At 70.5% G+C, this 12,638-nt stretch carries 11 protein-coding genes; 4 read left to right on the top strand and 7 right to left on the bottom strand.

The genetic code is table 11. The features are described from left to right. Window positions 1-2: 2 nt before the first annotated feature. Together YIM_RS09180 and YIM_RS09175 are read right to left on the bottom strand one after the other, a co-directional pair. On the bottom strand, window positions 3-782 hold the full coding sequence (locus YIM_RS09180; RefSeq protein WP_153029921.1) for an enoyl-CoA hydratase/isomerase family protein: 780 nt from the start codon (window positions 780-782) through the stop codon (window positions 3-5). Window positions 783-840: 58 nt separating this feature from the next. Next, entirely contained in the window at window positions 841-1,653 is an 813-nt protein-coding gene (locus tag YIM_RS09175; protein ID WP_153029920.1) for an ABC transporter ATP-binding protein, read from the bottom strand. Window positions 1,654-1,993: 340 nt separating this feature from the next. Between YIM_RS09175 and YIM_RS09170 the strand changes: the two genes are divergently transcribed. Beyond that, a complete protein-coding gene (locus tag YIM_RS09170; protein ID WP_153029919.1) occupies window positions 1,994-2,539 on the top strand; it encodes a cysteine dioxygenase family protein in 546 nt (181 codons plus the stop codon). After that, window positions 2,536-2,928, top strand: coding sequence for a rhodanese-like domain-containing protein (locus YIM_RS09165; RefSeq protein ID WP_153029918.1), 393 nt, complete (start codon window positions 2,536-2,538; stop codon window positions 2,926-2,928). The genes YIM_RS09170 and YIM_RS09165 overlap by 4 nt, the downstream gene beginning before the upstream one ends. On the opposite strand, the gene YIM_RS09160 is transcribed toward YIM_RS09165, so the two are convergent. The 3 genes from YIM_RS09160 to glgP form a co-directional block, all read right to left on the bottom strand. Next, on the bottom strand, window positions 2,925-3,644 hold the full coding sequence (locus tag YIM_RS09160; RefSeq protein ID WP_153029917.1) for an arginase family protein: 720 nt from the start codon (window positions 3,642-3,644) through the stop codon (window positions 2,925-2,927). The genes YIM_RS09165 and YIM_RS09160 overlap by 4 nt on opposite strands. A 706-nt stretch (window positions 3,645-4,350) precedes the next feature. Further along, a complete protein-coding gene (locus YIM_RS09155; RefSeq protein WP_153029916.1) occupies window positions 4,351-5,583 on the bottom strand; it encodes an SGNH/GDSL hydrolase family protein in 1,233 nt (410 codons plus the stop codon). Between the two features lie 64 nt (window positions 5,584-5,647). Then, window positions 5,648-8,206: an alpha-glucan family phosphorylase gene (gene glgP, locus YIM_RS09150; protein WP_153029915.1), complete on the bottom strand. Its 2,559-nt coding sequence runs from the start codon at window positions 8,204-8,206 to the stop codon at window positions 5,648-5,650. A gap of 75 nt (window positions 8,207-8,281) precedes the next feature. On the opposite strand from glgP, the gene YIM_RS09145 reads away from it, so the two are divergent. Together YIM_RS09145 and YIM_RS09140 are read left to right on the top strand one after the other, a co-directional pair. Next, window positions 8,282-9,679: a neutral zinc metallopeptidase gene (locus tag YIM_RS09145; protein WP_153029914.1), complete on the top strand. Its 1,398-nt coding sequence runs from the start codon at window positions 8,282-8,284 to the stop codon at window positions 9,677-9,679. 90 nt (window positions 9,680-9,769) lie between these two features. Then, the gene (locus YIM_RS09140; protein ID WP_153029913.1) at window positions 9,770-11,215 is read left to right on the top strand and encodes a neutral zinc metallopeptidase; all 1,446 of its coding nucleotides are present in this window, start codon (window positions 9,770-9,772) and stop codon (window positions 11,213-11,215) included. 66 nt (window positions 11,216-11,281) lie between these two features. On the opposite strand, the gene trxA is transcribed toward YIM_RS09140, so the two are convergent. Further along, window positions 11,282-12,250 (bottom strand): thioredoxin, encoded by a 969-nt coding sequence (gene trxA / locus YIM_RS09135; protein ID WP_153029912.1) that lies wholly within the window; start codon window positions 12,248-12,250, stop codon window positions 11,282-11,284. Between the two features lie 31 nt (window positions 12,251-12,281). Next, window positions 12,282-12,572 (bottom strand): MTH1187 family thiamine-binding protein, encoded by a 291-nt coding sequence (locus YIM_RS09130; protein ID WP_153029911.1) that lies wholly within the window; start codon window positions 12,570-12,572, stop codon window positions 12,282-12,284. Between the last annotated feature and the right edge of the window lie 66 nt (window positions 12,573-12,638).

Below are 12,638 nucleotides of genomic sequence, written 5' to 3'. Positions count from 1 at the left end.
GGCTACTTCCCCTCGAAGGTGGCCTTGCCGGGGCCGTTCTCGATGAACGACTTCATGCCGGCCGCCTGGTCCTCGGTCGCCCACAGCGCGGCGAACAGCTGGGTCTCCAGCTTCAGCGCGTTGGCCAGGTCGAGGTCGAGCCCGCCGTCGATGGCGGCCTTGGCCGCCCGCAGCGCCACCGCCGGGCCGTTCACGAACTGCGCGGCCCACTTGTGCGCCGCCGCGTACACGTCGTCGGGCGCGACGACCTCGTCCACGATGCCCAGCGCGAGCGCCTCCTCGGCCTTGACGAACCGGCCGGTGTAAACGAGGTCCTTGGCCTTGCTCGGGCCGATCAGCCGCGCGAGCCGCTGCGTGCCACCGGCGCCGGGGATCACGCCGAGCTGGATCTCCGGCTGCCCCACCTTGACGTTGTCACCGGCCACGCGCCGGTCGGCGGTCAGGGCCAGTTCGAGCCCGCCACCGAGGGCGTACCCGGTGATCGCCGCGACGGTCGGCTTCGGAATGCCGGCGAGCAGGCTCAGCGAGTTGGACAGCGCTGTGCCGAAGGTCACCATTTCCGGGTAGGAGCGGGCGGCCATCTCCTTGATGTCCGCGCCACCGGCGAAGGTCTTCTGCCCGCCGTAGAGAATCACCGAGCGGATGTCGGCGCGCTCGGTCACCTCCCTGGCGGCTTCCGCCAGCTCGGCCTGCACCTGGTTGTTCAGCGCGTTGACCGGCGGGCGGTCCAGCCGGATCGTGCCCACCCCGGCGTCGACCTCGACAGTTACGAACTCTCCCACGCCCATCCTCCTCGGCAAGCTTGACTGGTTCCAGCAGGCTACCGGGCAGTACGGCGAACTAGCGGCGACGGGCGAAGTAGCGGTCGCCCCAGCGCTCCAGCGCCAGGTCCTGCGCGAAGGTGGCGGACAGGTTCTCGCTGGTCAGCACGTCGTCGATCAGGCCGGAGGCGACCGCCCGGCCGTCGCGCAGCAGCAGCGCGTGGGTGAAGCCCGGCGGGACCTCCTCGACGTGGTGCGTGACCAGCACCATCGCCGGGGCGTCCGGGTCCATCGCCAGCTCGGACAGCCGGGCCACCAGGTCCTCGCGGCCGCCCAGGTCCAGCCCGGCCGCGGGCTCGTCGAGCAACAGCATCTCGGGATCGGTCATCAGCGATCGCGAGATCAGCACGCGCTTGCGCTCCCCCTCCGACAGCGTGCCGAAGGTGCGGTCGGCGAGGTGCTTGATGCCCATCGCGCCGAGCAGCTCCTCGGCGCGTTCGGTGTCGAGCGTGTCGTACACCTCGCGCCAGCGGCCGAGCACCGCGTACCCGGCGCTGACCACCACGTCCCGCACGTTCTCCTCGGCGGGCACACGCGACGCGAGCGCGGCCGAGGTGAACCCGATGCGCGGGCGCAGCTCGAACACCGAGACCTTGCCGATCCGCTCGCCCAGCAGGTCCACCGTGCCGGTGGTCGGGTGCAGTTCGGCGGCGGCCAGGCGGAGCAGGGTGGTCTTGCCGGCCCCGTTCGCGCCCAGCACCACCCAGCGTTCGTCGAGTTCCACCGCCCAGTCGAGGTCGGCGAGCAGGTCGTTCTGGCCGCGCCGCACCCCCACGCCGCTCATCCGCACCACGAGGTCGTCAAGTTCGTTCGGCTGCGTCAGCTCGGTCACGGCGCCATTGTCACCGACGCGACCTCGCCCGCGCGCAACGGCCTCCCCCACCGTGTCCACCGGGTGGAACACCTCACCGGGAGTGGTCGATCTGTGGCAATATCACCGTTGTGATCAGGCCGACAACCGCATGGCGCCGCACCGGGTGGCGCAACATGTGGTCCGACCTGACCGTGGACCTCGTGCTGGTCGCCTCGTGCGGATGTACAACCGCGCGGCACGGCGGCTGACGCCTTCTTCTCTCTACTTCTTCCGGACCACGTCTTCGTCCGGTCCAGCCCGTGCCGCGCGCAGTGCCGTTCATCCCAGCTGTCTTCACGCACGCGCCGGAGGTATCGCCATGACCCAGTCACTCATCCGCCCCGACTTCGAGATCCACCCCCGCATCACCGACCCGCTGCTCCCCGACCTGCTGCACCCGGAACGGCAGCTCTGGACCCCGCGTGAACTGGCCGACCTGACCAGGACGGTGGCCGGTGAGCTGACCGGGAGCCTGCGCTCGATCCTCCGGTTCGACGAGGAACAGCGCTGGTGGGCGCGCCTCGCGCTGACCGACGGGGTCGAGCTGTGGCTGCTGTCGTGGTTGCCGGGCCAGCACACCGCCCCGCACGACCACGGTGGCGCCGCCGGTTCGTTCACCGTGTTGCAGGGCGAACTGACCGAGGACTACCGCTACCCGGGCGGCCCGACCCGCCGGCGGGCGCACTTCGCGGGCGACGGCATCGGCTTCGGTGCCGGGCGGGCGCACCAGGTGACCGGCGCCGGCGCGACCCCAGCGGCCAGCGTGCACGCGTACTCGCCACCGCTGGTGCCGACCCGCTCGTACGCCAGCCTGGACGACGTGCCCGCCCAGATGCCCGCACTTCCTGTCACGCTGACCCGATGAGCATCGAAGACGCGCTCGCCGCCGCCCGCGCCACCCTGACCAGGGTGGACCCGGCGGCGGCCAGCCGCCTGCAGGCCGAGGGCGCTCTCGTGGTGGACATCCGCCCGCACGTGAACCGCGCCGAAGAGGGCGAGATTCCTGGTTCGGTGCCGGTGGAGCGGATCCACCTCGAATGGCGCCTCGACCCGGCCAGCGAGCACCGGCTGCCCGAGGTGCACGCGGAGTTGCCGGTCGTGGTGGTGTGCAACGAGGGTTATGCCTCCAGCCTCGCCGCCGCCGACCTGAAGCGGCTCGGATTGCGCCGGGCCACGGACCTGATCGGCGGCTACCGCGCCTGGCGGGCGGCAGGCCTTCCGGTGGAACCGGGCGGCCGCCCCGCGGTGCCTTAGCTCGCCAGGGCGTCGATGAGCGGCCGAACCGCGTCGGCCGCTCCCTCACCGGGTCGCCAACTGCACACCAGCGTCAGTGCCTGCACGCGCCCGGTGTCCAGCACCCGCGACGCCGCTTCGCGCACCGCCTGCTGGGTAGGCCCTTGCCCAGCCGGATAACGCAACCCTGGCACTTGGGTCGCGTCGATCACGTCGAGGTCGATGTGGAGATAAATCGGCCCTTCCGGCACGCCGATGTCCTCGACGCGACTCGTGGTTACCGGACTGGTGGCCAGGTACTCGGCTTCCGGCGGATCAAGATCCCGAGCCCCGACTAGCACGACGCGGTCGGCAGGCACCGGCCGTAACCCGATCTTGTCGGCGACCGTCGAATCGCCGTCCCCAAGCAACATCCGCAGCGGCATGCCTCCGGCGTATCCGGACGTGCTGCTCTCGGGGGTATGCAGATCACCGTGCGCGTCGACCCAGAGAACGGTCGGCTGCACCCCCATCCTCTGCAGCCCGGCAACCACGCCGAGCGCCACCGTGCAGTCGCCCGCAAGAACGACGGGCTTCTCGGTACCCGCCACCACCTCCGCGACAGCCTGATGAAGCGGGGCCACGCGCTGCCAGAACTCCCCGGGCTGCCACCGCGCCTCCACCACCCGACCGGCTTCGCGCTCGGGCAACTCGGGCATGGCCTCGTCAAGGTGATACGGCACCAGGAGTGTGCTCACAGCTACACCCTACGAACCATGCCGCTTGACCGCCTGGGGCCGGAACCCGCTGTCCCGCAAGCCTCGCCCGCGCGACCAGCCGGGCACGGCAGAGGTCGAACACTCGGCAACCTCACCAGCCCACGCCCCGCCCGGAAGCACCCGCCCCGACTCGAACGGGATGCCCACCCCAAAGTCGGGCGCGATGCCCCCTCCAGCCGGGGCTGGATGCCCGCCCCAGCCAACGGGCTATCCCAAGCAGCCAAGTCGGGATGCCGGGCCCCAGCCCGGGGCGAGGGCAGGCAGCTGGTCAAGCACGACCCCAGCCGGAGCAGGAAGCGCTGACCCGGCTGGAATCGGGAAGACCCAACCCCAGCCGGTGCGGAAGTCCGCGCCTGAGTTGATCGGCAAGCACCAGCCCAACCAAAGTGGAAGCCCGAGCCCCGCCGGATCGGGAAGTGCCGGCCCACCCCCGATCGAGAAGCCCGGACCCAACCCAATCGGCAGGCATCAGCCCTCCTCCCCCCATCGGGAAGCGCCAGCCCAGTCCGAGCGGAAAGCACCAGCCCAGCCCGAGCGCGAAGCACCAGCCCAGCCCGAGCGAAAAGCACCAATCCAACCCAAGCGGGAAATGCGCGTCCGAACTTGCCGCGGGAGGTGAGGGCGAAAGGCCTCCACCGGGGTGGCGGTGCCCGATAAGGGCATCGCCACCCGAAGGCGTTGGGAATTACAGGTGCTTCACCTCAACAGCGGCGGCCATGGCGTGGTAACCGGCATCGTTCGGGTGCAGGCGGTCACCGCTGTCGTAGGCGGCCAGCATGGCGTCCGGGTCCGCCGGGTCCGCCAGTGCCCGGTCGAAGTCGACCACGGCGTCGTATTCGCCCGACGTCCGGATCCACTGGTTCACCTCGTCCCGCACGACCTCGCGTTCATCGCTGAAGTAGAACGAGCCCTTGAACGGCGTCAGCGTGCCACCGATCACCCGGATGCCCGCCGCCTTCGCCTGCTTGATCAGCGCGCGATGCCCGGCGATCAGCTCGTCCGCGCTCACCCACGGCGTCGGCCCGAGGCAGTCGTCCGGCGGGAAGGCGCTCATGCCGATGTCGTTGATGCCCTCCAGGATGATCACCGACCGCACGCCCGGCTGCTCCACCACATCCCGCTCGAACCGCGCCGTCGCCTTTTCGCCGAGGCACTTGGAGTCGGTGAGCACCCGGTTGCCGCCGATCCCGGCGTTCAGCACCGGTCGCTTGCCGCCGAAGCGCTCGGCCAGCTCGTCCGGATACCGGTTGTCGGCATCCACAGTGGACAGTGCACCCTCGGTGATCGAATCGCCGAAGGCCACCACCGCGCTCTTGCCCGGCGCCAGCACCTCCACCCCGGAGAGCAGGTACCAGGAAGTGCTGGTTTCGGTGAACGCCGCCGCCGAAGTGTCCGCGCGGTGGTCACCGCTCGCGCGGTAGCTGGTCGCGATGGCGTTCACATGCGAGGTGACCGGACCGGTCGGCTCGCGGAAGTACAGCGTGACCGCCAGCTCCTCCAGCGGCGCCACCAGCAACGGCAACGGGTCACTGCGCAGCTCGCCCCCGGCCGGGATCTCCGCCGACCGCGCGCCGCGGAACCGCAGCTCCCGCACCGATCCCGGCTTCACCGCGGCGCCCTCGCCCGCGCGCGCCACCGTCGCCCCGGTCAACCGCAAGGCCTTGTCGCCGAATTCGTTCGACAACCGCACCCGCGCGGACACCCCGCCCGAAGTCACCCGGACGACCTGGCGCACCGAGTGGTCGGTGAACCCGGCCTCGGACCAGTTCGGCCCCAGCCCGGACGACGGTTGCTGGACCGCGGTGGCCCAGCTTCCCGCCCACAGCCCCGATTCCGGGGTGGCGGCGGCCGTCGGCGCGGTGCCGATCGCGGCCGTGGTGACCAAGCCCAGCAGCAAGCCGAGCAGTCTTCGTTTCATCGGACCCGTCCTCCCAGTCAGCGAGTGGGGCGAACGCTAGCGAAGGGGTCCGACAAAACGAGGCTCAGGCGTGGATCACGCGGCCCAGCTCGGCGGAGGTGGCGAGCAGGCCGTGCCGCGGCAGCACCCGGACGGTGTAACCGAGCGAGCCCGCGTACGGCAGCCGGAGCTTCGCCGCGAACAGGCCGACGCCGGCCGGTTCCATCGACACGGTCACCGATTCGGCCAGGTCATCGGTGTCGCCAACCTTGCCGACCACCGCCTGTACGTCCACTTCGGACGGATCGAGCCCGGCGAGGTCGATCCGCGCGGTGACCCGCACCTCGGTGCCCACCATCAGCGCGTCCGGGCTCTCCACCTGCAGTTCGGTGTCGAAGATGGTCAACCGCGGCCAGGCGATCTCCACCTTCGACCGGTAGTCGGCCAGCGAGCGCGCGCCGCGGTAACCGTCCGCGATCGCGCCGTGCACCATCTCCACCGCCGGGCGATAACCGGTCTCCACGTACTCGCGCACCATGCGCGAGGCCTGCAGGCGCGGCCCCAGCGTCTGCAGCGTGTGCCACACGCGCGAAAGCCAGCCCTCCGGCGTGCCATCGGGACCGCGGTCGTAGAACAACGGCACGATCTGCAGCTCCAGCAGGTCGTACAGCGCGGCGGCCTCCAGGTCGTCGCGGCGCAGCGGGTCGAGCACGCCGTCCGCGGTGGGGATCGCCCAGCCGTTGCTGCCGTCGTAGCACTCGTCCCACCAGCCGTCCCTGATCGACAGGTTCAGCCCGCCGTTCAGCGCGGACTTCATTCCGGAAGTCCCACAGGCCTCGAGTGGACGTGTCGGATTGTTCAACCAGACGTCACAACCCCGGTAGAGGTAGCGCGCCATCGCCATGTCGTAGTCGGGCAGGAAGACGATCCGGTGCCGCACACGCGCGTCGTCGACGAACCGCACGATCTGCTGGATCAGCGCCTTGCCACCCTCGTCGGCCGGGTGCGACTTCCCGGCGACCACCACCTGCACCGGCCGGTCCTCGTCGAGCAGCAGCGCGCGCAACCGCTCCGGGTTGCGCAGCATCAGGGTCAGCCGCTTGTAGGTCGGCACGCGCCTGGCGAAGCCGACGGTCAGCACGTCCGGATCGAAGACCTGGTCGGTCCAGCCGAGTTCGAGCGCGGAGGCACCGCGCTGCAACCACGCCGCGCGCACCCGGCGGCGCACCTCCATCACCAGCTTCTGGCGCAGATCCCGGCGCAGCGCCCAGAGCTGCTCGTCGCTGACCCGGTCACGGATGCCCGACCAGTTGTCCGAATCGCCGTCGTAGCCCCATTCCTCATGGCTGCCACCGAGCAGCGCGCTCAGCTCGCGCGCCACCCAGGTCGGACCGTGCACCCCGTTGGTCACCGACGAGATGGGCACCTCGCGCTCGTCGAACCCGGGCCACAACCGCGCGAACATGCGGCGCGAAACCCGGCCGTGCAGCGCGGACACCCCGTTCGACCGCTGCGCCAGCCGCAACCCCATGTGCGCCATGTTGAACATGCCGGGGTTCTCCTCGGCACCGAGCGCGAGCACGTTGCGCAGGTCCACGTCCGGCACCAGCCTGCCGTCGCCGAAGTAGCGCTGCACCAGGTCGACCGGAAAGCGGTCGATCCCGGCCGAAACCGGGGTGTGCGAGGTGAACACCGTCCCGGCGCGCACCGCGGACAGCGCCTGGCCGAACTCGAGGTCACCGTCGCGCATCACCTCACCGGCGCGTTCGAGGCCGAGGAAGCCGGCGTGCCCCTCGTTGGTGTGGAAGACCTCCGGCTGCGGGTGCCCGGTCAGCGCGCAGTACTGGCGCACCGCCCGCATCCCGCCGATCCCGGCGAGGATCTGCTGACGGATGCGATGGTCGGCGTCGCCGCCGTAGAGGCGGTCGGTCACCCCGCGCAGGTCGTCGTCGTTGACATCGGTGTCGGTGTCCAGCAGCAGCAACGGGATCCGCCCGACACGCGCCTTCCACACCTGCGCCAGCAGCTCACGGCCGCCGGGCATGGCCACGGCCACGTGCATCGGCGAACCGTCGGCCTCGGTGACCAGCTCCAGCGGCAGGCCGATCGGGTCGATCACCGGGTAGTGCTCGACCTGCCAGCCGTCGAGCGAGAGCGCCTGGCGGAAGTACCCGGCGCGGTAGAGCAGGCCGACGCCGACCATCGGCACGCCGAGGTCCGACGCGGCCTTGAGGTGGTCGGCGGCGAGCACGCCGAGCCCGCCCGAGTAGTTCGGCAGCGCCTCGGTGACCCCGAACTCCATCGAGAAGTAGGCGACCGCGGCGGGCAGCGTGCCCTCCCCCTCGCGCGACCGGCGCTGGTACCACCGCGGTTCGGTCAGGTAGTGCTCGAGGTTTTCGGTCGCGGCACGCGCGGCGGCGAGGAACTCGTCGTCGAGCGCCAGTTCCTCCAGCCGGGCCGGCGGCAGCGCGGTGAGCAGCCGCAGCGGATCCCGGATCTCGTTGAAGAGCTTGGCGTCGATCGAGGCGAACAGGTCCCGCGTCGGCGGGTGCCAGGTCCAGCGCAGGTTGGTGGCCAGCGCGCGGAGCCCGGCCAGCGGCTCCGGCAGGCTCGGTCGGACGGTGAACCGGCGAACTGCTCTCATGCCGAGACCCTAGCGTTCCGTGCACTGTTCGGCCGGTGGCCCACTACAGCCGGTCACCTGCCGCACAATGGGGGCATGCGCACGCCCGCGACCCTGATCGCGCTCGCCCTCGCCGTGGTGTCGATCGCCGCCTGCGGTACGGCGGTGCGCGGTACCGCGGTCCGCAGTCCGGCGGTGATCGCCGAGGACCTGGCCCGCAACACGAACAGCGTGGTCGAACCGGACTTCGTCAACGGCACGGACGGCGGCGACGTGGACCGCCTGGCCGCCACCTCGATCACCGACATCCAGTCGTACTGGAAGGCAACCTTTCCCGCGGTGTTCGGCGGCCCGTGGGAGGACCTGCGCGGCGGCTTCTACTCGGTCGACACCGCCGACACCGACGCCGAACCGCCGCCGTGCACCGAGTCGGCGGCCACCATCAGCGGCAACGCCTACTACTGCTCGAACGGCGACGTGATCGTCTGGGACCGCGCGGCCCTGCTGCCGGTGCTCACCGAACGCTTCGGCGGTGGCGGCGTGGTGCTGGTGCTGGCGCACGAGATGGGGCACGCCGTGCAGCAGCGCACCGGGCTCGGCCGCGGTGGCGACCGGGACAGTGCGGCGCTCTACCCCGGCATCGTGATCGAGGCGATGGCCGACTGCTACGCCGGTTCGTTCGTCCGCTGGGTGGTCGACGGCAACGCCGAGCACCTCCGGATCGATCCCGGCGAGCTGGACTCGCTGATGCGCGCGCTGATCACCTTCCGCGACCCGCTCGGCACCTCCCACCGCGAGGAGTCCGCCCACGGCGACGCCTTCGACCGCGTGTCCGCCTTCCAGGACGGCTATGACTCCGGCCCCAAGCTGTGTGCCGACATCAACGCGTCCAACAGGGCTTTCACCCAGCGCGCGTTCCTCAGCGCCGAGGACGAGGCCCGCGGCGGGAACCTGCCGCTGCCGGACCTGCTGCCCGCGATCTCCGGTGATCTCGGCACCTACTTCTCGCGCGAACTGTCCGCGTCGGGGCACGAGTGGGCGCCGCCCAAGATCGAGCAGGTGACCACCGAGCCGCGGTGCACCGGCGGTGAGCAGGGCGCGGTGGCGTTCTGCCCGCAGCAGAACTCGGTGCAGGTGCGTGAGGAGGGCACGCTCGGCGACATCCACACCAACATCGGCGATTTCGGCACCGGGACCGTGCTGGCCAGCCGGTACGCCCTGAGCGCGCTCAACGCGGCCGGGAAGCCGACCACCGGCGAACCGGCGCAGCGCGGCACGCTGTGCCTGGCCGGCGCCTACACCGGTTCGCTGCTCAACCCGCAGGGCGACTTCACCGTGTCACCCGGTGACCTCGACGAGGCCGTGCAGGTCCTGCTCGGGTACGACTACCCGGCGCGTGACGTCGACGGCGGCTCGATCAAATCCGGCTTCGACCGCGTGTCCGCCTTCCGCGGCGGGGTGGTCGGCGGCACCAAGGCGTGCGATCTGGGGTGATACCCGCGCGGCGGCCGTACCCGCTTAGTAGGGTGCGCTGTGCCGGACTTGGTTCAGCCCTGGTGAGGGCCGGAAACGAAACGAGCGACGATGGGTAAGAACTGGGGGCGGGGGGCCCTGATCGCGCTGGCCGCCGTACTCACGCTGAGCGCGTGCAGCGGCAAGGGCGATGGCCCCGGTGCCGACGAGAACAAGACCAGCGAAGGCAACGTCGCCGGGCTGCCGGTCACGCACTTCGAGAGCGGCCTGAAGCCCGAGGCCCCGGCACCGAACCTCAACGTCAAGAACGCCACGGACAGCGTCGAGGACAAGATCGCCATCGCCTCGATCGCCGACGTCAGCGACTACTGGGCCCAGGAGATGCCGGTCCACTTCGGGCAGCAGTTCGAGCCGGTCAAGCAGCTCCAGTCCTACGACCCGACCACCGACCGCGAAGAGGTCTGCGGGGCGTCGCTGAAGGAAGCCGCGATGAACGCGTTCTTCTGCCCGCCGGAGGACCTGGTCGCCTGGGACCGCAAGCAGCTGCTGCCGCTGCTGAACGAGGAGTTCGGCCCGATGGCCATCGTGACCGTGCTCGGCCACGAGTTCGGCCACGCGGTGCAGTACCGCCTCGCCGACAAGGCCGGGATGACCAAGAACACCTCGACGCTGGTCAAGGAGCAGCAGGCCGACTGCTTCACCGGCGGATACTTCCGCTGGATGGCCGAGGAGAAGAGCAAGTACTTCCGGGTGTCCACCTCGGAGGGCATCAACCAGGTGCTCGCCTCGCTGTACATGATCCGCGACCAGGCCGGTCAGTCCGCCAAGGACAAGTCCGCGCACGGCACCGCCTTCGACCGGACCTTCGCCTTCCAGATGGGCTTCGAGAAGGGCGCCAAGGAGTGCGCCGGGATCAACCAGCAGAACGTCGACGAGCGCATCACCGAGCGCCCCTTCGACAAGCAGGACAAGGGCGAGGGCGACGCGAAGATCGACATGACGGCGATCGGTCACCTGCAGGAGAGCCTGGACAAGGCCTTCGGCAAGGCGGGCGCGCAGCCGCCGAAGATCGTCGACGACGGCGGTTCCTGCCCCGGCGGCCCGGCGACCCCGCCCGCGTCCTACTGCCCGGACTCGAACACGGTGAGCATCGATCTGCAGGCCCTGAACGCGATCGGCCGCACCGGCGACCGCAAGGCGGAGTTCGAGGGCGAGGACCCGGGCGGCCTGGGTGACTTCGCGGCGTTCGCGGAGGTCGCGTCGCGGTACACGCAGGGCATCCAGAAGGGTGTCGGCGCCTCGATCGACAACGCGAACGCCGGTCTGCGGACCTCCTGCCTAGTCGGCTCGTGGGCTGCGGATTCGAACAAGCCGGGCGCCAAGCTGCGGTTGTCCTCGGGCGACCTCGACGAGGCGATCGCCGAGCTGCTGCAGCCGAAGAGCGTGATCGCCGCCGACGTCAACGGCAAGCAGGTGGAGAACGGGTTCGAGCGGGTCGAGTCGCTGCGGCGCGGCTATCTCGAGGGCTCGGGCGTCTGCACCCAGAACTACGGCTGATCCTTCTCACGCGAAAGGGGAGCTTCGCCCGCGGGCGAAGCTCCCCTTTTTCGGGTCTCGTGGAACTCAGAACAGGGCGGAGGCCAGGTTCCGGCGGGCCTTGAGCACCCGCTCGTCACTGGCGTCGAACAGCTCGAACAGCCCGACCAGGTGCTCGCGCACGCGGTTGCGGTCGTCACCGGAGGTGCGCCGGACCAGGTCGATCAACCGGTTGAACGACTCGTCCACCTGCATCTGCGACAGCTCGTAGTCGGCCGCGGCGAGCTGGGCGTCGATGTCCTTCGGGTCCGCGTCCGCCCTGGCCACCGACGACGGGTCCACCTGGGCGGACCGCTCGGCGAAGGTGACCTGCACCAGCGCCGCCTTGGCCTGCTCGTTGGCCGGCTCGGCGTCGAGAATGCGCTGGTAGGCGGCCTTGGCGGCGGCGAAGTCGCCCCGCTCGAAGGCGTCCTCGGCCTCGGTGAACCGGGGGTCCTCCTGCTCCTCGACCGGCTCGCCGCCCGCGTCCGGAATGCCGGGCAGCTTGTCCTTGAGCGCGTCGAGCAGGGACTTGATCCATTCCCGGATCTGCGGTTCCGGCAGTGCGCCGGAGAAGGCGTCGACCGGCTGCCCGCCGGCGATCGCCACGATCGTCGGAATGGACTGCACGCCGAACAGCTGGGCGATCCGGGGGTTGGCGTCCACGTCGACCTTGGCCAGCACCCAGGCGCCACCGGACTCGGCGGCCAGGCGCTCCAGCACCGGGCTCAGCTGCTTGCACGGGCCGCACCACTCGGCCCACAGGTCGACCACCACGAGTTGCTTCAGCGACCGCTCCACGACGTCGGCCTGGAAGGTCGCCTCGCTGACCTCGAGCACCGCCCCGGCGGACGGGGCGGGCGGGCCGTCACCATCGGCGGGCGGGGGCGAACTCGGCGCCGGGCGCTGCTGTCGCGCCGCGTCGGCGCGGGCCTTGAGCGCGGAGAGGTCCACCGCGCCGGACAGCGCGGCGGAAAGGGCTGCTGACTTGGCTGCGGATCCGCGTGGATGTGTCACGGTTCCATCCTGGCACGCCCTGGCCCCTGCTTCACCGCAGGTGCTGCTCGAGCCGGTCGACCTTTCCGGTGAGCTCACCGGTGTGGCCGGGCCGGATGTCCGCCTTGAGCACCAGCGAAACCCGTGGTGCCTCGGCCTGCACCACTTCGGTCGCCCGCTTGACCACCGCCATCACGTCATCCCACTCGCCTTCGATCAGGGTGAACATGGCGTTGGTCTCATTCGGCAGGCCCGACTCGCGGACCACCTGGACCGCCTTCGCCACCGCCTCGGCCACCCCGTCCGACTCCCCGAGCGGGGACACGCTGAACGCGACGATCATGGAACTACCTCCGTAGACAGGTGGGGAACCGGCTGAATAAGCACCACCCTGCCCCACCATCGCGGT

Origin of the sequence: Amycolatopsis sp. YIM 10, from assembly GCF_009429145.1 — a bacterium.
Classification (GTDB): domain Bacteria; phylum Actinomycetota; class Actinomycetes; order Mycobacteriales; family Pseudonocardiaceae; genus Amycolatopsis.
The sequence above is the reverse complement of the archived record's forward strand: the minus strand, read 5'-3'. Positions and strand labels throughout refer to the sequence as shown.

Bases quoted from the DNA above. Each gene is read 5' to 3' on its own strand.
- YIM_RS09170 (WP_153029919.1), top strand. From the start codon at position 1,994: ATGACCCAGTCACTCATCCGCCCCGACTTCGAGATCCACCCCCGCATC.
- YIM_RS09165 (WP_153029918.1), top strand. From the start codon at position 2,536: ATGAGCATCGAAGACGCGCTCGCCGCCGCCCGCGCCACCCTGACCAGG.
- YIM_RS09155 (WP_153029916.1), bottom strand. From the start codon at position 5,583: ATGAAACGAAGACTGCTCGGCTTGCTGCTGGGCTTGGTCACCACGGCC.
- glgP (WP_153029915.1), bottom strand. From the start codon at position 8,206: ATGAGAGCAGTTCGCCGGTTCACCGTCCGACCGAGCCTGCCGGAGCCG.
- YIM_RS09145 (WP_153029914.1), top strand. From the start codon at position 8,282: ATGCGCACGCCCGCGACCCTGATCGCGCTCGCCCTCGCCGTGGTGTCG.
- YIM_RS09140 (WP_153029913.1), top strand. From the start codon at position 9,770: ATGGGTAAGAACTGGGGGCGGGGGGCCCTGATCGCGCTGGCCGCCGTA.
- YIM_RS09130 (WP_153029911.1), bottom strand. From the start codon at position 12,572: ATGATCGTCGCGTTCAGCGTGTCCCCGCTCGGGGAGTCGGACGGGGTG.